Origin of the sequence: Bacillus sp. JJ1122 (genome assembly GCF_036964885.1) — a bacterium.
Classification (GTDB): domain Bacteria; phylum Bacillota; class Bacilli; order Bacillales; family Cytobacillaceae; genus Mesobacillus.
Genome location: NZ_JBALQL010000006.1, coordinates 242,507 through 262,852, shown reverse-complemented (window position 1 = coordinate 262,852; position 20,346 = coordinate 242,507). Strand labels below are relative to the sequence as shown.

The 20,346-nt window shown below is 40.9% G+C and carries 22 protein-coding genes; 21 read left to right on the top strand and 1 reads right to left on the bottom strand.

All coding sequences use genetic code 11. The features are described 5' to 3' along the window. Positions 1–115: 115 nt before the first annotated feature. From V7201_RS05025 to V7201_RS04985, 9 genes are all read left to right on the top strand, one after another. Positions 116–1,378 (top strand): tetratricopeptide repeat protein, encoded by a 1,263-nt coding sequence (locus V7201_RS05025; RefSeq protein WP_335375688.1) that lies wholly within the window; start codon positions 116–118, stop codon positions 1,376–1,378. 39 nt (positions 1,379–1,417) lie between these two features. After that, complete coding sequence (locus V7201_RS05020; protein WP_335375687.1) at positions 1,418–1,972, top strand: ReoY family proteolytic degradation factor; 555 nt, start codon at positions 1,418–1,420, stop codon at positions 1,970–1,972. A 112-nt stretch (positions 1,973–2,084) separates the two neighbouring features. After that, positions 2,085–2,543, top strand: a complete 459-nt coding sequence (locus tag V7201_RS05015) for a YpiF family protein (RefSeq protein ID WP_335375686.1) — start codon at positions 2,085–2,087, stop codon at positions 2,541–2,543. Between the two features lie 153 nt (positions 2,544–2,696). After that, entirely contained in the window at positions 2,697–3,203 is a 507-nt protein-coding gene (locus V7201_RS05010; protein ID WP_335375685.1) for a ubiquinol-cytochrome c reductase iron-sulfur subunit, read from the top strand. Positions 3,204–3,206: 3 nt separating this feature from the next. Then, positions 3,207–3,881: a menaquinol-cytochrome c reductase cytochrome b subunit gene (gene qcrB / locus V7201_RS05005; RefSeq protein WP_335375684.1), complete on the top strand. Its 675-nt coding sequence runs from the start codon at positions 3,207–3,209 to the stop codon at positions 3,879–3,881. Between the two features lie 68 nt (positions 3,882–3,949). Next, positions 3,950–4,708 carry a menaquinol-cytochrome c reductase cytochrome b/c subunit gene (locus V7201_RS05000; RefSeq protein WP_335375683.1) on the top strand — a complete coding sequence of 253 codons (759 nt, stop codon included), beginning with the start codon at positions 3,950–3,952 and terminating at the stop codon, positions 4,706–4,708. A gap of 294 nt (positions 4,709–5,002) precedes the next feature. Beyond that, entirely contained in the window at positions 5,003–5,608 is a 606-nt protein-coding gene (locus V7201_RS04995) for a DUF1405 domain-containing protein (protein ID WP_335375682.1), read from the top strand. 69 nt (positions 5,609–5,677) lie between these two features. Further along, the gene (gene ypjB, locus V7201_RS04990; protein WP_335375681.1) at positions 5,678–6,472 is read left to right on the top strand and encodes a sporulation protein YpjB; all 795 of its coding nucleotides are present in this window, start codon (positions 5,678–5,680) and stop codon (positions 6,470–6,472) included. Between the two features lie 60 nt (positions 6,473–6,532). Beyond that, complete coding sequence (locus V7201_RS04985; protein WP_335375680.1) at positions 6,533–7,207, top strand: zinc metallopeptidase; 675 nt, start codon at positions 6,533–6,535, stop codon at positions 7,205–7,207. Between the two features lie 28 nt (positions 7,208–7,235). On the opposite strand, the gene V7201_RS04980 is transcribed toward V7201_RS04985, so the two are convergent. After that, positions 7,236–8,108 carry a YitT family protein gene (locus tag V7201_RS04980; protein ID WP_335375679.1) on the bottom strand — a complete coding sequence of 291 codons (873 nt, stop codon included), beginning with the start codon at positions 8,106–8,108 and terminating at the stop codon, positions 7,236–7,238. A gap of 348 nt (positions 8,109–8,456) precedes the next feature. Between V7201_RS04980 and V7201_RS04975 the strand changes: the two genes are divergently transcribed. The 12 genes from V7201_RS04975 (at position 8,457) to V7201_RS04920 (ending at position 20,292) form a co-directional block, all read left to right on the top strand. Next, positions 8,457–8,789 (top strand): nucleotide pyrophosphohydrolase, encoded by a 333-nt coding sequence (locus V7201_RS04975; protein ID WP_335375678.1) that lies wholly within the window; start codon positions 8,457–8,459, stop codon positions 8,787–8,789. A gap of 18 nt (positions 8,790–8,807) precedes the next feature. Next, complete coding sequence (gene dapB, locus V7201_RS04970; protein ID WP_335375677.1) at positions 8,808–9,608, top strand: 4-hydroxy-tetrahydrodipicolinate reductase; 801 nt, start codon at positions 8,808–8,810, stop codon at positions 9,606–9,608. Positions 9,609–9,618: 10 nt separating this feature from the next. Next, entirely contained in the window at positions 9,619–10,050 is a 432-nt protein-coding gene (gene mgsA, locus V7201_RS04965) for a methylglyoxal synthase (protein WP_335375676.1), read from the top strand. After that, positions 10,031–10,747 carry a bacillithiol biosynthesis deacetylase BshB1 gene (bshB1, locus tag V7201_RS04960; protein ID WP_335375675.1) on the top strand — a complete coding sequence of 239 codons (717 nt, stop codon included), beginning with the start codon at positions 10,031–10,033 and terminating at the stop codon, positions 10,745–10,747. The genes mgsA and bshB1 overlap by 20 nt, the downstream gene beginning before the upstream one ends. Beyond that, the gene (gene bshA, locus V7201_RS04955; RefSeq protein WP_335375674.1) at positions 10,744–11,883 is read left to right on the top strand and encodes an N-acetyl-alpha-D-glucosaminyl L-malate synthase BshA; all 1,140 of its coding nucleotides are present in this window, start codon (positions 10,744–10,746) and stop codon (positions 11,881–11,883) included. Before bshB1 ends, bshA begins: the two co-directional genes overlap by 4 nt. Then, complete coding sequence (locus V7201_RS04950) at positions 11,880–13,085, top strand: CCA tRNA nucleotidyltransferase (protein ID WP_335375673.1); 1,206 nt, start codon at positions 11,880–11,882, stop codon at positions 13,083–13,085. Before bshA ends, V7201_RS04950 begins: the two co-directional genes overlap by 4 nt. Beyond that, on the top strand, positions 13,052–14,041 hold the full coding sequence (locus tag V7201_RS04945) for a biotin--[acetyl-CoA-carboxylase] ligase (RefSeq protein WP_335375672.1): 990 nt from the start codon (positions 13,052–13,054) through the stop codon (positions 14,039–14,041). The genes V7201_RS04950 and V7201_RS04945 overlap by 34 nt, the downstream gene beginning before the upstream one ends. Positions 14,042–14,284: 243 nt before the next feature. Further along, a complete protein-coding gene (gene panB, locus V7201_RS04940; protein WP_335375671.1) occupies positions 14,285–15,121 on the top strand; it encodes a 3-methyl-2-oxobutanoate hydroxymethyltransferase in 837 nt (278 codons plus the stop codon). Next, positions 15,118–15,966 carry a pantoate--beta-alanine ligase gene (gene panC, locus V7201_RS04935; RefSeq protein ID WP_335375670.1) on the top strand — a complete coding sequence of 283 codons (849 nt, stop codon included), beginning with the start codon at positions 15,118–15,120 and terminating at the stop codon, positions 15,964–15,966. Before panB ends, panC begins: the two co-directional genes overlap by 4 nt. A gap of 27 nt (positions 15,967–15,993) precedes the next feature. Further along, entirely contained in the window at positions 15,994–16,380 is a 387-nt protein-coding gene (gene panD, locus V7201_RS04930; RefSeq protein ID WP_335375669.1) for an aspartate 1-decarboxylase, read from the top strand. 229 nt (positions 16,381–16,609) lie between these two features. Then, on the top strand, positions 16,610–19,408 hold the full coding sequence (gene dinG / locus V7201_RS04925) for an ATP-dependent DNA helicase DinG (protein ID WP_335375668.1): 2,799 nt from the start codon (positions 16,610–16,612) through the stop codon (positions 19,406–19,408). Positions 19,409–19,461: 53 nt separating this feature from the next. Further along, positions 19,462–20,292, top strand: a complete 831-nt coding sequence (locus V7201_RS04920) for an ATP-dependent DNA helicase (RefSeq protein ID WP_335375667.1) — start codon at positions 19,462–19,464, stop codon at positions 20,290–20,292. Positions 20,293–20,346: the final 54 nt, after the last annotated feature.

Sequence of the window (20,346 nt, the reverse complement as noted above, 5' to 3'; positions counted from 1 at the left end):
AGCGAAGCGCCTCGAGCGGAAATTAACAGAAAATGTTAATGCAACCTAGTAAAAGAAAACGAACGCTTGGTAAAAAATCGACAAATGATTGAAACTAAAAGATAGGATGATATAGATGGCTGAAGTACAGGAAATAACTGCGTTTATTGAAAATGGACAACTTGAAAAGGCGATGGCTGCTTACAAGGATAAATTGGCCAATGGCAGTGATGAAGAAAAGTTCCTGCTTTCTGAAGAGCTTTTCCGCTTTGGATTCATGGAGGAAACGGGAGCATTGCTGGAAAGCCTTTTGAAAACTTATCCAGATGAAGGAGAATTGCATGTATTGCTTGCTGAAACATGGATTGAGTTAGGTAAGGAAGAGGAAGCGATTCTTTCCCTTGAAAAAGTAAAAGCAGATGATCCCTCATTTCCTCAGGCCTTGCTGCTGTTAGCCGATGTTTATCAAATGGAAGGTCTATATGAAGTAAGCGAAAATAAGCTTCTTGAGGCCAAAAGGATCCTTCCATCAGAGCCAGTGATTGATTTTGCTCTTGGTGAGCTTTATTCACATCAAGGAAAACTAATGGAAGCTATACAGTATTATGAGACAGTGCTCAAATCCAGTGAGGAAATCGGCGGAGTGAATCTTAATCAGCGAATGGCAGAAACATTGAGTGCCAGCGGGTCATTTGAAGATGCACTACATTATTATGAAAAAGCTATTGATCAAAAATTGGAAATAAATACTCTGTTCGGATTTGCCTTTACAGCTTTGCAGGCAGGCTATAATAAAACTGCAATCGAAAAATTTGAAGAACTAAAGACTTTGGATCCAGAATACCATTCCCTATATTTATATTTGGCAAAATCATATGAACGGGAAGAAATGATCGAGGAAGCCTTTGAAACTGTCAAACTTGGCATTGAGCAGGATGACTTCAACAAGGATCTATATTTCTATGGCGGAAAACTGGCACTTAAGCTACCTGATGAAGAAGCAGCAGAAAAGTTGCTGCGAGAATCCATTGCACTTGACCCTGGATTTACTGAATGTGTACTTGTCCTGAATAAATTATTGTTGATGCAGGAACGTCACCAAGACGTATTGGACCTGCTCCGGGAAGCAGACCTGAACGAAGAAGAAGAACCACAGCTGCTTTGGGATGAGGCTGTTGCTTATCAGCACCTTGAAGATTTTTCACAGGCATTAAACAAATACCATCTAGCATATACTTTCTTTAAAGACAACAAAGAATTTTTAACGGATTTCGGATATTTTTTAATTGAAGAAGGAAAAATGGCCGAGGCTGCCGAAATTTTTAGTAAGTTAGTTGAAAAAGAACCTGGCAATGAAGAATTCCGGGAACTGTTGGATCGGTTAACGGAAAATCAGTAATCAAAAAATTTTTGAGTTATGCAGAGGAGGGATTCAAAAATGACAACCCCTGTATCTGTCAACGAGAAGAAGGATTTTATCCGCTGGTTTTTGAACCATTATCAGCTGAAAAGGCGGGAATGTGTTTGGATCCTTAACTACTTGATGAGCCATGATCAGCTTATGGAGAAAGTCCATTTTGTTGAAAATGCGCAGTATTGCCCTAGGGGATTAGTTATGTCGACCCATTGCGTAGATGAAGTTCCATTCCGGTTCTTTAAAGAAAATGTAATGACGACAGACGCGGAAAAGTCTTTCCATGATATTCGTTTGAACAGGGAAGAAGAGATTTATATCCAGTTAAATTTCCATGCTTCAAACAAAGCCCACCAGTTTGCGGCGGTATTGGAAGAAAATCCTTATATGCCCGGGCAGCTTCATATCAGTGAGAGTGACAAAATGGTTGCGGAACGGTTCCTTGAGGACAGCATCCAGAAGTTCCAGAAAGACAAACTGCTGCACTTGATTGATGAAGCATTGGATAGCCAGGATCAGGAAGCCTTTGCGTACCTGACTGAACAATTAAAAAGAATAGGCGCAGTTAATTTATCATAGTCTGCTTTGATAGCAGGCTTTTTATTTTGCCTGCAATTTCAAAACCATTCGAAAACTATATTCAGTAATGATATTATAGATAGTGGATTATTTGATAGATGGAGTTGGTTATATGAAGTGGGTTGCTGCAGACATTGAAATGTACCAAAAGGCGGCAGAATATGTGGATACGGCTATCATACCGTTAATGCCAGTTTCTTTTGATCGTGACATGAAACAAAGTGCATCAATGGCTGAATTTATTGGAATTCTTACTGGACAGCTTGAAAAACAATTTAAGGGCCGTATTTTCCTTTTGCCAGCTTTTGTGTATATAAAAGGCCATTCTGGAAATCTTAAAACATTGCAGGAGTGGGAAAAAACTTTATTGGACAAGCAGTTCAAGCACCTGTTTTTTGTGACCTCAGATAGCAGCTGGAGACAATTGGAGAATGAAATATCAGGAACGCTTTTATGGCTGCCATCGCTGCCGCTTGAGCATATGCAGGACCAGCAGAAAGTTTCGATTGTCGAGGACCAGGTTAAGCAGCTTTTAACGCTTTTCACCGAAAAATGGGAGCAGGAGGAATAAGCCTGTATGGTTTATCTCTGCGAAAAATGTTTTCAACATAGTATTATATTGATTTTGTAATGAGATTGATATATCATGGTTATGTCCTAGTTTTAAAATGTGTTTAAATTATGTCCGTTGGGGACTTAACTTGGGAATAGAGGGGGGAATAGCGTGAGTAAGCATCGTGTTTCAAGACGTCAATTCTTAAACTATACTCTTACAGGTGTAGGCGGTTTCATGGCTGCAGGGATGCTAATGCCAATGGTCCGATTTGCCGTAGATCCTGTGCTTAAGGGAGAAGAAGCGGGAGATTTCATCGCGACTCCATTGAAAATCGCAGAAATTACGAATGAACCGCAAAAAGTCAATTTTACATTTACACAAAAAGATGCATGGTATGAATCTGAAGAAACAGGAACTGCATGGGTTTACAAAAATGAAGAAGGGAAAATCCTTGCCCTTTCACCAGTATGTAAACACTTAGGCTGTGTTGTAGCATGGAATACAGATAAGCAGAATCCTAATCAGTTCTTCTGCCCTTGCCACTATGGCCGTTACGAAAAAGATGGAACAAACGTGCCTGGTACACCGCCATTGGCACCATTGGATGTATATCCAACAAAAGAAAAAGATGGATTGCTTTATGTAGGAAAAGCCAAACCACGGAAGGGGGCGTAATCATTGTTAAACAAAATTTACGATTGGGTAGATGAGCGTTTAGATATTACGCCTATGTGGCGCGATATTGCAGACCATGAAGTACCTGAGCATGTTAACCCGGCGCATCATTTTTCCGCGTTCGTTTATTGCTTTGGAGGTCTGACGTTTTTCATTACTGTCATACAGATCCTGTCTGGTATGTTCCTGACAATGTATTATGTTCCGGACATCAAGAATGCATGGGAATCTGTTTATTATCTTCAAAATCAAGTAGCATTTGGACAAATTGTCCGCGGTATGCATCACTGGGGTGCGAGCCTTGTCATTGTAATGATGTTCTTACATACACTTCGCGTGTTTTTCCAAGGAGCTTATAAAAAACCTCGTGAATTGAACTGGGTAGTTGGAGTTTTAATTTTCTTCATTATGCTTGCCTTAGGTTTAACAGGTTACTTGCTTCCATGGGATATGAAAGCGTTATTTGCAACAAAGGTTACTTTGCAGATTGCTGACGCGGTACCTTTGATTGGACCTTATGTTAAGATTCTGCTTTCTGGACATTCAACAATTGTTGGTGCACAAACCTTGACTCGTTTCTTTGCGATCCACGTATTCTTCTTGCCTGGTGCACTTTTAGGCTTAATGGGAGCGCACTTCTTAATGATTCGTAAGCAAGGTATTTCTGGTCCATTGTAAAAATCGAATGAAAGTGTTGTGCGGATGGAAATTCGCCCAACGATTTGGAAAAAGGAGGGGATTGCTCGATGCATCGTGGTAAAGGTATGAAGTTCGTAGGAGACTCTCGTGTTCCTGCAGAACGCAAGCCTAATATTCCGAAAGATTACTCGGAATACCCTGGCAAAACGGAAGCGTTTTGGCCTAACTTCCTGTTGAAAGAATGGATGGTTGGAGCTGTTTTCTTAATTGGATTCTTGTGCTTAACAATTGCACACCCGTCTCCGCTTGAGAGGATTGCCGACCCTACAGACACAGGATATATTCCGCTGCCAGACTGGTATTTCTTATTCTTATATCAATTGCTAAAATATTCATATGCATCTGGTCCTTATACAGTTATCGGGGCTATGGTAATACCTGGTCTCGCTTTTGGTGCACTATTGCTTGCTCCGTTTATTGACCGCGGCCCTGAACGACGTCCATCAAAACGTCCGCTTGCAACAGGTTTCATGCTTTTGGCAATTGCTTCAATTTTCTATCTTACTTGGGAATCCGTTGCAACCCATGACTGGGAAGCAGCGAAGAAACAGGGGGAGATATCTGATGTAAAAATCGATAAGAACTCTGATGGTTATAAGATTGCCCAAGCCCAAACATGTACTTCTTGTCATGGTGGAGAACTTGGCGGAGGAGCTACAGCTCCGAGCCTTGCTGCTACCAAGCTGAATGCAGAAGAGATCGCTAAAGTTGCGAAAGAAGGTAGAGGTAATATGCCTGCTGTCTTCAAAGGAACTGATGAAGAATTAAAGACACTTTCTGAATTCATTGACGGTCTAAGTAAATAAGAACAAAAAGCCTGCAAGGATCACTTGCAGGCTTTTTTTACGGGGATTATCGCTCTACTTGGAATGAAGAGGATTTCTGAACTTCAGTACCTTGGATTGGAATGATCATTTATTTGTGTTAGACGATTTAGTTTCTTCGCATAGACGAATATTAATAACTTCCATGTTAAATCCTCAACCATAAAATAAATTAAATAATAAAGCCTTTTATATCATATGGACAGAATGCATGCTTGGTTTCTGATCCTTAAACTGTAATAATAGAAATAGTAAACTTTGGAATGGGGAGACAAGATGTTAAAGAGAATATATCCCTTATTGGGCAATAAATCTGTACTTTGGTTATTATTTTGGGTCAATGTATTTGGTACTGCTTATGGATACTACTGGTATAAATGGCAGCTTGTAGACACACCGCCTGAATTTTTGCTTTTTGTACCGGACAGCCCGACGGCAAGTCTATTTTTTGTATTCGTTTTGGCAGCTTTCTTAATGGGAAGGAATTGGCCGCTAATGGAGGCCCTTGCCATTGTCAGCCTTTTCAAATATGGAATATGGGCTGTAGTGATGAATATGCTTGTTTTTTTTGTTTCTGGACATCTCGACTGGATTGGATTAATGCTAATGGGCTCGCACTTTGCCATGGCAGTGGAGGGTGTGCTGTATGCACCTTTTTACCGAATGAAGGCATGGCACCTGATTGTGGCTGCTGTAGTTGTCCTGCATAATGAAATTATTGACTATGTGTTCATGATGATGCCTAGATACCATTCGCTAGATTTATACATGGACCAAATCGGCTACTTTACATTCTGGCTCAGTATTCTGTCAATTGGCGTGGGATATTATTTCGGTCTGCGTCCAGGCAGATTTTCCCTGTCTATAAAAACATTCCGATAAGACTTAAAATCTGGTCTAACCTTGTCCACTCTATCATACATTTTAATAGTATTTAGAGGGGGGACAGGAATGAAAGCGAAATTTTTCTTATTATTTTCGGTGCTGCTCATGCTCGCACCGTTAGCAGCATATGCCGAAAAAACGTCGCCTGTTGAACAGCTTGATGAGATTTCTGATGAAGCACTGCAAATGGCCAAGCTTCATCGCTATGATGATGCAAACAGAATCCTGAAGCATTTTTCAGAAGAGTTTCTTACGGTTACAGGGAATGGCAGGCCATTTTCGATGGACGAGCTTAGAATTATAACCGTTGCTCATGAAGAAGCAATTGAAGCAATGGCAAATGCTGAAATGGGGCATAATGAAAGAATGAACAAGGTCACCAAATTCAGACTTGTCATAGATGCTATTGCATCTACTCACCAGCCGCTATGGACTGAAATGGAAGGACCAATCATGACGGTATTCAACGACGTAAAAACAGCTGCAAGTGAGGGTAATAACGACGAATTTCATTCAAACCTTAACTCATTTCTGTCTTTATATAATGTCATTTATCCGAGCATGAAGATTGACATAAATCCTGAGACAATCCAAAAAATTGACGCTAAGGTAAGTTTCATAGATCAGTACCGTCCGCAGGTTTTATCTGAAGCTTCAAGCCAGGAAGAACTTGAAGCACTTGAATCTGATTTGCAGACCATTTTTGATGAAATGACCGAGGATGAAGCGGATCCGTCGCTCTGGTGGGTGATGATTTCTACTGGTAGCATCATTATTCTTACATTGTCTTATGTTGGATGGAGAAAATACAAAGGCGACAATCAAAAGTCGAAGAAGGTTCAAAAAGAGCGGAAAAATTGACACCGAATATCAGCATTTATACAATAGAAAAAACAACATGAGCTGTTAGGAGGTTTTCGGGTGTATTTAATTTACTTCGCGATTATCATTATAATTCCTCTGTGGGCGCAATTCAGAGTTAAAGGCACATACAAGAAATATTCGAAAGTTGCTTCTTCATCAAGGATGACTGGAGCAGAAGTGGCTCGTAAAATTTTGGATGATAATGGTTTGTACAATGTGGGAGTAGAAGAAACAAGAGGATATTTAAGTGACCACTATGACCCGCGCTCTAAGGTAGTGCGTTTGTCTTCAGGAAACTTTTTTGGCCATTCTGTTGCTGCCGCTGCCATTGCGGCCCACGAAGTAGGCCATGCCATCCAGGATGCCCAGGACTATGCATTTCTTCGTTTTCGGCATGCACTGGTGCCGGTGGCTAACATTGGCTCCAATTTTTCGTGGATCCTGATTATGATCGGTATTTTTGCAAATCTGAGCGGAATGCTATTGTTGGGCATTCTCTTCATGGCAGCCGCGGTAGTATTCCAGGTAATCACATTGCCGGTTGAATTCAATGCTTCTAATCGTGCAATGGACCAGGTTGTATCTGCCGGAATCATTAGGAATGATGAAGAAAGAGAAACTAAAAAAGTCCTCAATGCTGCAGCGTTGACCTATGTTGCAGCTGCAGCAGTGGCTGTTCTAGAATTATTACGTCTAGTATTAATTTACACAGGAATGACAAGAAACGAATAAAAAATCCGGACATTATGTCCGGATTTTTTTATCTCTCTAAAGGTAGTTTATTTTCATCAAGTGTGAACCCTTCACCAAGCACATCATGGACAACCGTGACGGAAACGAACGCATGGGGGTCTACTGAATTAATCACACTCTTCAGTCGTACAATTTCATTTTTCGCGACAACACAGTATAGTACGTTTCTTTCTGTTTTCGTATATGAACCGACTGCTTTTAAACTGGTGACACCCCGGTCCATATCTTTCATTATTTTCGCGGCAATCTCATCATTTTTATCAGATATGATCATTGCCCCTCTTGCAGCATAAGAACCTTCCTGCATGAAGTCAATGACTCTCGCTCCGACAAATACAACTACTAGTGTGTACATCGCCTCGCGGTAATTCAAATATGTAATAAGCGATAGAGTTATTACGCCGAAATCAAACATGAACATTGTTCGGCCCATTGTCCAGCCAAAGTATTTTTGTGCAAGCCTGGCGATAATATCGACTCCGCCTGTCGTGCCACCATAACGAAAGATAATTCCAAGTCCGATACCGATAAAGACACCAGCGAACAGTGCAGCCAAAAACAAATCTTCGTACAATGGCATTTCAATCTGATACTTTTGAAAGATTCCCAGGAATATAGATACACCCACTGTACCGATAATCGTGTAAATAAAGACACTTCGTCCGAGCAGTTTCCAGCCAAGGAAAAAAAGCGGCAGGTTCAGCAATAAATTCGTTATGGAAGGTGACCATCCAAATACAAAGTAAAGCATAAGGGTAATCCCTGTAAAACCACCTTCTGCTAGGTTGTTCTGCATATTGAAGTGGACAAGCCCAAAAGAAAATATGGCTGAACCAAGCAGAATGAAAAATATATTTTTGAATTTTAAGCCATAGAGCAAAATGATACCTCCCAAGAGTATGCATATTTCTAGCAGTCAAAGCGATTTTATTATATAAAATATAAGTCACAAGGGCAATCTTTTACGGGGAGCTATTTTCGCATTAGTTCATTCCATGCTTATTATATCGTTTTTCTCTAAAAGTGGATGTCCGTAAAAAAGGAATGAAGGCATAATAGTAAGAACAGAAGGAAAAATCATCATACGGATAGGGTTGCACAAAAAAGCAGAAAATCTGAAGAAAAGTTCCTGTTACAGGACATCGTAAATCAAAAATATTTGTCAAAGCCTCTCCATTGAGCTAACATCGATATAGAATAGCATACATATGAAGGTTGGGTGAATTGCTTGGGTGAAAATAAATCTATTAAAGACCTCCAGCAGGAAGTGGACCAATATATTAGCCAGTTTAAGGAAGGCTACTTCAGCCCGCTGGCTCTGCTTGCAAGAATGACCGAGGAACTTGGGGAATTGGCACGAGAAGTTAACCATTATTATGGAGAGAAACCCAAGAAACACGATGAAGAAGAAAAAACAGTTGAAGAAGAGCTGGGAGATATGTTGTTTGTCATGCTCTGTTTTGCCAACTCATTAAATATTGATCTAGAAACTGCTCATGACAGAGTCATGGCTAAGTTCAACACTAGAGATAAAGATCGCTGGACACGTAAAGACAGCTAAATTAAAGGAGATACATATATGAAGAACGTTAAAATAGTTATAGCTGGCCCTCGCGGAAGAATGGGAAGAGAAGCAGTGCAGCTTGTGCTCGACACGGAGAATTATGAACTGGCTGCTGTAGTTGACCGAAAGCACGAAGGAAAGAAGTTAGGAGAAATCGATGGCTTCCCTCAAAGTGAGGCACCGGTATATACAGATTTCGAGAAATGCCTTCAGGAAATCGAGCCTGATGTTCTTATCGATTTGACGACTCCAGAGGTAGGCATGTTCCACACAAGGACCGCATTGAAATATAAGGTTAGACCTGTAGTGGGAACAACTGGCTTCTCTAAAGATGATCTAAGTGAACTGGAGCAGATGTGTACAGAACAGGAAACGGGATGCATTATTGCTCCTAACTTTGCAGTTGGGGCAGTATTAATGATGAAGTTTTCGCAAATGGCAGCCAGGTATTTCGGTAATGTAGAGATTATTGAACTGCACCACGACCAAAAACTGGATGCTCCATCAGGCACGGCTGTTAAGACTGCACAAATGATTGCCGAAGTAAGGGAAACGAAAATCCAGGGCCATAAAGACGAAAAAGAAACGATTAAAGGAGCAAGGGGTGCTGATTATGATGGCATGCATATCCATTCAGTGAGACTGCCAGGTTTAATTGCTCACCAGCAGGTAATGTTCGGGGCAGATGGACAAACCCTTACAATTCGCCATGATTCCTATAACCGGAGCTCCTTTATGTCAGGAGTAAAACTTGCAGTGGATACAGTGATGAAAATGGATTCTTTTGTATACGGCTTAGAGAATATTATTGAATAGGGGAGAGACCATGAATATTGCCTTAATCGCCCATGATAGAAAGAAAGATGATTTAGTGGGGTTCACGGTTGCATACAAAGAAATTTTTAGGAATCATAAACTCTATGCGACTGGGACGACAGGATTACGGATAATTGAAGCAACTGGTCTTACAGTCGAGCGCTTCCAATCGGGTCCTCTTGGAGGAGACCAGGAAATTGGTGCGCGAATTGCCAATAACCAGATGGATGCGATTTTCTTTTTCAGGGATCCGCTTACCGCTCAGCCTCATGAACCTGATGTGACTGCATTGTTAAGGCTGTGTGATGTATATTCTGTACCGCTCGCGACCAATATGGGAACAGCGGAAATTTTAATAAAAGGTATAGAACGGGGCGACCTCGACTGGCGGAATATAGTCGAAAAGAAACAAGGTGATGATGATGGAAAATCTAAAGCTTGATATATTGGCATTTGGAGCCCATGCAGATGATGTAGAAATCGGCATGGGTGGAACAATTGCCAAATATGCTAGTGAAGGTAAACGAATTGGAATTTGTGATCTAACAAAAGCTGAAAAGTCTTCGAACGGTACCGTTGAAATTAGGCTGCAGGAAGCGGAAAAGGCTGCAGGAATTCTCGGGGTAAAGGTGAGAAGAGCGCTTGATTTGCCTGATAGGGGACTGTTTTTAAAGGAAGAATACATAAAGAAAATCGTGGAAATAATTAGGTTTTACCGTCCTGCGATCGTGTTTGCACCTTATTTTGATGACCGTCATCCTGATCATGGCAGCTGCGCTCGCCTTGTTGAGGAGGCGGTCTTTTCGGCCGCCGTAAAAAAATACGATGAAAATAGGGAGTTACCGTCCCACAGGCCTGATACATTATATTTTTATATGATTAATGGTTTCCATAAGCCTGATTTTGTTGTAGATATCTCTAATGAAATGACAAAAAAGATAGAAGCACTAAATGCTTATGAAAGCCAATTTACTAAAGGGGAGTCGACCTTTGATACCCCTCTCGTTAATGGATATATCGAGAGTGTAGAGGCAAGGGAAAAGTTATTCGGCAAGGAGGTCGGTGTGCAATTTGCCGAGGGCTTTATGTCCAAAAAACCATTGTTAATCCACAAGGATTTGTTAGGGGAAAAAAGATGAAAAAACTTAAGATCGGAATTACCTGTTACCCTACAGTTGGCGGATCAGGTGTTGTTGCAACTGAACTTGGCAAGCTTCTTGCAGAAAAAGGACATGAAATCCACTTCATTTCTTCAAGCCTGCCATTCCGGCTGAAGAAAATGTATCATAATATATTTTCACATGAAGTAGAGGTAAATCAATACTCTGTCTTCCAATACCCGCCGTATGACATTGCTCTGGCAAGCAAAATTGCTGAGGTGGCTGTTATGGAAAATCTCGATGTTCTACACGTACATTATGCAATTCCGCATGCAGTATGTGCCATTTTAGCCAGGCAAATGAGCGGGCGCGATTTAAAAATCGTGACAACCCTTCATGGAACGGATATTACAGTGCTGGGCTATGATCCATCCCTTACAGATGCAATACGATTCGGTATCGAGAAATCAGATTATGTAACTGCCGTGTCCAATTCATTGATTTCACAGACCCATGAACTGATCAAACCAAAGAAAACCATTGAGTGTGTATATAACTTCATTGATACGAGAGTTAATAAACGTACAGATTCCAGCGAACTGAGAAAGGAATATGGAATTCTTCCGCACGAAAAAGTCGTCATACATGTCTCCAACTTCAGGCCTGTAAAACGAGTTCAAGATGTGATCCAGGCATTTGCTGGAATTGCAGAGCATTTACCCGCAAAGCTTTTGCTTGTTGGAGATGGCCCGGAAATGAAGACTGTATGCAATCTTGCTGGTGAACTGGGAATCCGTGATAAGATCTTACTCCTTGGAAAACAGGAACGTGTAGAGGAGCTTTATTCATTAAGCGATCTGATGCTCCTGCTTTCTGAGAAAGAAAGTTTTGGTCTCGTGGCTCTCGAAGCAATGGCTTGCGGGGTTCCATGCATTGGAACCAATGTAGGAGGAATTCCTGAGGTCATCGTCAATGGGGAAACAGGCTATATTTGCGAGCTAGGGGATATTAAGACCATTACCGAGAAGGCTGTTGAAATTTTATCGAACGAAGTAATACACCGCAGATTTTCAGCTAATTCCATGGAACGTGCCGAAAAAAGGTTTAGTGCTGAACAAATCGTTTCTGAATATGAAAACATTTACTATCAATTAGTGGGGCAGGATGGACGATGATTGGCAATCCTTTTTTAAAAGCTGTCCCTGTTCTTAATTTGATTGAGAACGGTGGTTATGAAGCCTATTTTGTTGGTGGTTCTGTCAGAGACCATATACTTTGCCGCGAGATTGCAGATGTAGATATCGCCACTTCCGCATTGCCAGATGAATTGAAAAAGATTTTTCCAAAAACGACCGATGTAGGGATTGAGCATGGAACGATTCTAGTCCACTACAAAGGTTCTCCATATGAAATTACAACTTTTCGTTCGGAAGCAGGATATTCCGATTTCAGGCGGCCTGATAAAGTGTTGTTTATTCGATCGCTGACCGAAGACCTGCAGCGCAGGGATTTTACGATGAATGCGATTGCCATGGATAAGGACGGGAATATCATCGACCCCTTTGGAGGCAAGCAATCTATAAATAAAAAGCTGATTGAGACAGTGGGCAATCCAGATGAACGGTTTGGGGAAGATGCTTTAAGAATGCTAAGGGCTGTAAGATTTCTTTCACAATTGTCCTTTTCGATTGAAGACAATACCTTTAAATCTTTGCAGAAGCATTGTAATTTGCTTGAAAATATCGCAGTAGAACGAAAAACAGTCGAATTTGAAAAGATGCTCCTTGGTCGGGACTGTGCGAAAGCTGCAGAGTTAATGGTGGAAAGTGGTATGTATCAATACTTGCCTGGCTTGGTTCATCAGGAAAAATCCTTAATCCAATTTTCAGCGAGGCTTTCATCAGAACTTGATTTAAATGAATCATGGGTTTTGTTATTATATGAATTGCAATTGAATAGCAAAGAAATAGATGCTTTTTTAAGAGGCTGGAAGCTTCCGGTACAAAAGATTAAGTTATTAAAACAACTCCTTTCCCTTTTATTATACCGCTTGGGTGAACAGTGGAATGAGGAATCAGTATACAAGGCAGGCTTAAACAACGCTTTAAGCTGTGAAAGGGTATACCGGACCTTGTTTCCTGGAAAAATCAATAGCACAGACAGAATTAAGCAGATATTTAACTCTCTTCCTATAAAGGAAAGGCATGAACTGAATGTAACAGGCAATGACTTGATGGCTTGGCATGGTAAAAATCCTGGCCCATGGCTAAAAGAGCTGTTAGAGCAAATCGAAAAGGCTGTAATTTTTGGGGATGTTCAAAATGAGAAGGAGAAAATAAGGGTATGGCTGAGCAATCTGAAATCAGAAAAAAATTGATAGAGGCTTTTACGAATACCGAATCTGAGTTTTTGTCTGGCCAGCACTTGGCGGATATTGCTGGCTGCTCGAGGACCGCGGTTTGGAAGCATATCGAAGAACTACGCAAGGAAGGGTTTGAATTCGAAGCAGTGAGAAGAAAAGGATATAAAATCGTTTCCATTCCCGATGAGATGAGTGCTGATAAAATCAACCTTGGCCTAAAAACAAATTTTTTAGGAAGACATCTTCATTATCATGATAGTGTCGATTCGACCCAAAAAATAGCCTACAAACTTGCGTATGAGAATGCCGCAGAAGGAACAGTCGTGATTGCGGAGGAACAGACTGCAGGCAGAGGCAGGATGGACCGGAAATGGCATTCTCCAAAGTATACAGGTATATGGATGAGCATCATTCTTCGGCCCAATTTGCCTATCCCAAAAGCTCCCCAGCTGACACTGATCAGTGCGGTAGGGGTGGTCCAGGCTATCGAAGAAGTCACTGGTTTACTTCCGGAAATCAAATGGCCAAATGATATTTTGATTAATGGAAAAAAAGTTACAGGTATCCTGACGGAGATGCAAGCGGAAGCTGACCGAATTAATTCAATCATTATCGGTATCGGCATCAATGTGAATACAAAGAAAGAGGACTTCCCTGCTGATCTTGAAAAAATTGCATCCTCTCTCTCGATTGAAAGCAAAAGCATCGTCGACAGGGAAAGGCTGATCCGAGCAATCTTGGAAAAGCTGGAAAAGCTTTATATACTATATCTGGAAAAAGGGTTTTTCCCGATAAAATTGATGTGGGAAAGCTATGCTGTCAGTATCGGCAAGGCAATTACCGCACGTACTTTAACTGGGGAAATCAAGGGTAAGGCCATTGGCATTACGGAGGATGGTGTCCTGTTAATAGTAGATTCAACCGGGAAAGTCCATAATATCTATTCAGCTGATATTCAAATAGATGAATAATTTTGTTAAGTAGCCAAAATATTAGCCATTTGCTATAATCATTCTGGGCGGTATCGCAAGAACTGCACCTGACTTTCTTACAAAATAATAAAATATTTCTGCCTGGATCCGATAGCGGACTGGGACAGAGGGATGAAACAAGTACATGGCTTCAAAGGGTCCTTCTGACATAGATGGGTCCTTTTTTAGTGTCCAGTATTGTCCAATTGTTTTATCGCCTCTTAAGAAAAAGGAGGAATGAAAATGAAACAAACGACTGATTTCTTAAAAATGAAGCAGACCGGCAGCAAGATCGTCATGGTGACTGCCTACGATTATCCTTCTGCTAAGCATGCTGAACAGGCTGAAGCTGACATGATTCTTGTCGGTGACTCTCTAGGCATGGTTGTACTCGGATATGACTCGACAATTCCAGTCACGGTGGAGGACATGGTTCATCATTCAAAAGCAGTCAGGCGCGGAGCTGGCAATACGTTTATTGTCGTGGATTTGCCTTTCATGAGTTATCATCTTTCAATTAAAGATACGCTTATTAACGGAGCAAGAATCATGCAGGAAACCGGTGCAAATGCCGTAAAGGTCGAAGGCGGCGATGACGTCATTGATCATATTAGGGCATTGACGAGAGCGGGAGTGCCTGTCATGGCACATCTGGGCTTGACTCCTCAGTCTGTTGGTGTACTTGGAGGGTATAAAGTACAGGGCAAGAGTGCTGATGCTGCAATGAAGCTGATAGAGGACGCGAAAAAATGTGAAGAGGCTGGAGCCTTTGCTGTTGTGCTCGAATGTGTCCCCAAACAGCTTGCAAAACAAGTATCAGAAAGCTTGACGATTCCTACAATAGGTATTGGAGCAGGAATGGATGTAGATGGACAAGTGCTCGTCTACCATGACATCATCACGTATGGAGTAGAACGTGTTCCTAAATTCGTTAAGCAATATACAAATGTAAATGAAATGATCGCTTCAGGATTGAATTCGTACGTAGCGGAAGTGAGGCTGCGCGCCTTTCCTGAAGATAAGCATAGTTTTACAATGAAGGAAGAGGAATTGCAGGCACTGTATGGAGGAAGAGAATGAAGATCATCACAACAATAGCTGAAATGCAGAAGGAAATGACCGCTCTGAAAGCTCAGGGGCATACAGTCGGATATGTACCAACGATGGGATTTCTGCATGAAGGCCATAGGTCACTTATGAAAACAGCACGGCCTCAAAATGATATTTTGGTACTGAGTATTTTTGTGAACCCGCTTCAGTTTGGCCCAACTGAGGATTTGGATGCGTATCCTCGGGATTTTGACAGGGATCACAAAACAGCTGAGGCAGAAGGTGTCGATTTTATTTTCTATCCATCTGCAGAGGAAATGTATCCTCAAGAAGCATCAAACAAAATTACCGTTCAGCAAAGGACAAATGTTCTTTGCGGCAAGTCAAGACCAGGACATTTTGATGGTGTAGCCACAGTGTTGGTGAAATTATTTAATATTATTCAGCCTGATCGTGCTTATTTCGGGTTGAAGGATGCACAGCAGGTTGCGGTAGTAGAAGGTCTGATCAAGGATTTTAACTTTCCAATTGAATTAGTACCAGTAAATACAATCAGGGAAGAAGATGGCCTGGCCAAAAGTTCGCGTAATGTTTATCTGTCAAAAGAAGAACGGACACAGGCTCCTGAACTTAATAAAGGTCTTCAATTAGCAAAAGCAACTATTGAGAGCGGAGAGCGTGATCCTCAAAACATCGTCAGTCTGATTAACAAACATATAACTGATCATTGCGATGCAGAAGTTGATTATATAGAAATCTATTCTTATCCTGAGTTGAAACAGCTGGAAACACTGAGTGGGAAAATCATTATCGCTCTTGCAGTGAGATTTACCAAAGCCAGGCTGATTGACAATATCATATTAGAAATAGAATAACTTAACTTATTAGGGGGAATTCATTCCATGTTTCGCACCATGATGAATGCTAAAATACATCGAGCAAGAGTTACTGAAGCTAATCTGAACTATGTAGGCAGCATCACGATTGATAGTGATATTTTGGATGCTGTCGGTATGGTTGCTAATGAAAAAGTACAAATCGTAAATAATAATAACGGTGCACGTTTTGAAACTTACATCATTCCTGGCGAAAGAGGCAGTGGTGTAGTCTGTCTTAATGGTGCTGCGGCACGTTTGGTCCATGAGGGTGATGTAGTTATTATTATCTCTTACGCTTTGGTGGCAGAAGAAAAAGTAGCGACTCACCAGCCAAAAGTCGCCTTGATGAATGAAAATAACCAGATTGTTGAAATGCTTCACGCTGAACCTGAAAGAACGATTTTTCAATAATTCCAATCGATAGGAAACAATTTTCACTTGATATTTTCCGTTCATATGAACGATATAAAAAAAACTCCCGCGTCGTCGGGAGTTTTTTCATACATATCCTTGCAGGAAACTTTAAAAAATAATGAACAAGAGCTTTACTTCCAACCCATATCTGATGCAGTATTCTGCTTTCGCTTTTTTTCTTTTTATGTTACGTTTTTGTTTGACTGAATGTTAGAGGTGTAAATGAATGAGCCAAAAATATGTTGTAATAGATTTAGAAACGACGGGCAATTCCCCTAAAAAAGGGGATCGCATCATACAAATTGGAGCAGTTGTGATCGAAAACGGTAAGATTACTGGCCAATTTGCTTCTTTGGTAAATCCATTGCAGGATATCCCTGTATTCATTGAAGAACTTACAGGTATTTCAGATTCAATGGTCAAGGATGCGCCTTTATTTTCGGAAATTGCCCCCGAAATTACAGAAATGCTTAAAGACGCTTATTTTGTGGCTCATAACGTATTATTTGACCTTTCTTTTTTACAGGACGAGTTATTAAATGCCGGCTGTGAAGGATTTTATGGTCCTGTACTTGATACTGTTGAGATGGCAAGGATTCTGTATCCAACAGCTGACAGCTTTAAATTGACTGATCTGGCTGCAAAGGAGAACCTTAGACATGATCGGCCACATCAAGCAGACAGTGACGCATATGTCACTGCAGAACTTCTTTTAATCATGCTGGAGGCTCTGAATACTCTGCCCCATGTTACATTAAAAGAGCTGGCAAAACTGTCCGAGGGACTGAAAAGCGATCTCCATTTGCTATTTGATGATGCCCTGAATCATAAAGAGAGCACAATTGAGATATTGCCTGGAGATATCGAAGTCTTTCGCGGAATAGCATTAAAAAAGAAAATCTCCACAGTGGAAACTGTTCAAGCTAAAGTAGACTATCCGCACACAAATGCAGAAAAACAGCATCTGTTGCACAAAGCATTTACACAGTTCGAGTCGCGCCAAGGCCAATATGAAATGATGGACATAGTATATGAGGCTTTTTCCAGGGATGGGCATGCCCTGATCGAGGCGGGTACGGGTGTAGGTAAGTCGCTGGGATATTTGATGCCAGCCGCTATTTATTCTCTGAAAAACAATAAACCGGTCATTATCAGCACTTATACAACTCAGCTGCAGGAGCAGCTTTTATCCAATGACGTTCCTAAGCTTGAAGCTATGTTCGACTGCCAGTTAAACACAGCACTTATTAAAGGACGCAGCCATTACATCAGCATGGCAAGGTTTGAGCAGTCTCTTAAAGAAGTTGAGGAAAATTACGATACTGCATTGACTAAAATGCAAATTCTTGTTTGGCTGACTCAAACTGAAACAGGCGATTTTGATGAACTTAACCTGTCCAGCGGAGGTATACTTTTTTGGAATAAGATTAAATATGACCGTACAATGTTCTTGCAAACGAAGCAGTGGGACGAGCATGATTTTTACAAAAGTGCCCTCGAAAAAGCAAAGGGAGCCAACATTTTAATTACAAATCATTCCATGCTATTGGCTGACATTGTCTCGGGCAGCGGGTCATTACCTGAATACGAATATGCTGTGCTTGATGAAGGCCACCAATTCGAAAAAGCAGCGGGAAAATATTTTGGGAAATCGCTTGATTATATGGCTGTAAGACTTCTTCTAAACCAGCTTGGGCATTATGAGCAGACACAGCTTTTTTACAAGTTAGAGTCGATTATGAGATCTGCCGGCGTCGATAATTCTGATAGCCGTTTGCATACGTTTGAGATAAGTCAGCTTATTGCAGACCTGGTTTATGAAACGGACGAATTATTTAAGCTTGCTGGAATGTATGCACGAAAAACAAGCAAGTCTAAGTCAAATGGCAGCAAGCTTCATACAAGTCTTGCTCCAGAACATAACAACCGTATTTGGGCCGCATTGAAAACCACTGCTGAGCGCTTCTATTTCTTAATAAAGGATCTGGAAAACGCCCTTGGACAGCGGCTTAAAGAAGCGATGAACATATCTCGGGAGCTCTCGCGGGATCAGCAAGCTTTATTAGAGGAAGTTGTTCAAGTGACGTCTGATTTAGAAGATATACGAAAGACAGCCAAGGATGTTTTCATCGATACGAGCAGTAAATATGTAAGATGGATTGAAGCCGACTTGAGAGCATTGCAGAATTCCACTACAATATTTGCCCGACCTGTTTATGTGGCGGATGATATTGCAGACATTTTTTTCAACAAAAAAAGAAGTATTATTGTTACATCAGCTACTCTGTCGGTAAATCAATCATTTGAATTTATAAAAAAGGAATTGGGTATTAAAACACCGCTTCTTGAAAAACAAATCCCATCACCCTTTTCATACGAAACTCAGGTGAAACTTGTAGTTCCCGATGATTTGCCAGATATTAAATCAGTTTCAAATGATGAATATGTAGCGGCCATTACAGAGCATATCATCTCCATTGCGGAGGCGACGAAAGGCCGTATGCTAATATTATTTACTTCCCATGAAATGCTGAAAAAGACTTATGATCTGATTAAAGAAAGCGGGCTGCTCGAGGAGTTCGTGCTCATTGCCCAGGGAATTACCGCGGGAAGCCGGACGAGGCTGACAAGGAACTTCAAGAGATTTGACAAAGCTATTTTATTTGGAACCAGCAGCTTCTGGGAGGGGGTTGACATCCCGGGTGAGGATCTTTCTTGCCTTATTATTGTCAGGCTGCCATTTTCACCGCCAGATGAACCTCTGACAGCAGCAAAGTGTGCTTTAATAAAAGAAAATGGAGGCAATCCATTTTCAGAATTATCCTTGCCTGAAGCAATCCTTAGATTTAAACAGGGATTTGGAAGGCTGATCCGGACCTCCTCTGACAGAGGCATGATTTTTATCTTTGACCGAAGGCTGTTAACGACGTCATATGGACAAGCATTTCTAAGATCCATTCCAGAAGTGAAAGTGAAAAAGGGCTCAATATCAGATATCGTTGAATTTATTTACGATTGGCTATGATATTTTCAGGTAAATGACACACTCTATAGCTAGAAGTAATTGGAGGAGTGTACATGAAGCTGATATTTGCGTTTTTGGCATTTATGAATTGGTATTATATACCTTTTGAATCTCCTTCTGCTCCTGTTGAAGTAGAGGGGGTGGACGTCCATCTGAAAAGAAATGAATCGGCTTTCACCTTTTTTTCATTAAGTGATGGTGAAGCTTCACTTATTCAGCATGCCAATGGAGAAAATATGCTTTTAAATACAGGTGGCAAGGGAACAGTTAAAGAACTTGACCGACTGCTAAGCCTATTTAAAGTTAAAAACATATCAACAGTGATCCTGACATCTAGTGAAGGGCAGGAAAATCTCGAGCATTATATAAAGAAGTATAACGTTCGGCAGATTGTCACAGGAGCCTCAGCGGATCAGTCACTGTCAAAAAGTTTCATTCCTGTTGAGGTTAAGGTAATTCGCTGGGAGCAGGGTGATTTTCATAAACTGATGCCTGGCTTGACTGCAGAGGTAATTTTCGATGGCAGCGATGAAAATGAAGGAATGGATATTTCGTTTAAATTTTTCCATCATCAGATTTTTTATGTTCGTTCAGCCAGCCATAAAGCCGAGCAGGTATTCCTGGAGAAGCCGCTTGAAAATGTCAATATCGTCAAACTCCCACAATATGCTGAAAAGGGATCTTTTTCCGATCTTTTAATTGAACATCTTGATCCCCAGCTTGCCATAATATTCAAATCAAGTACAAAAAACCCTGATCCTGCCCTTTTAGAGATGCTGCATGAAGCGTGGATTGACGTATATTTCACCAAGAAGCATGGTACTGTTACAATTAAGCTTACTGATTCAAATTATGATGTCATTACGATAATGAACAAAGAATAAAAAAAATGTATGAAAAGGTTCTTTTTTAATGGCTCTTTTCTAAAAGATTGTTGT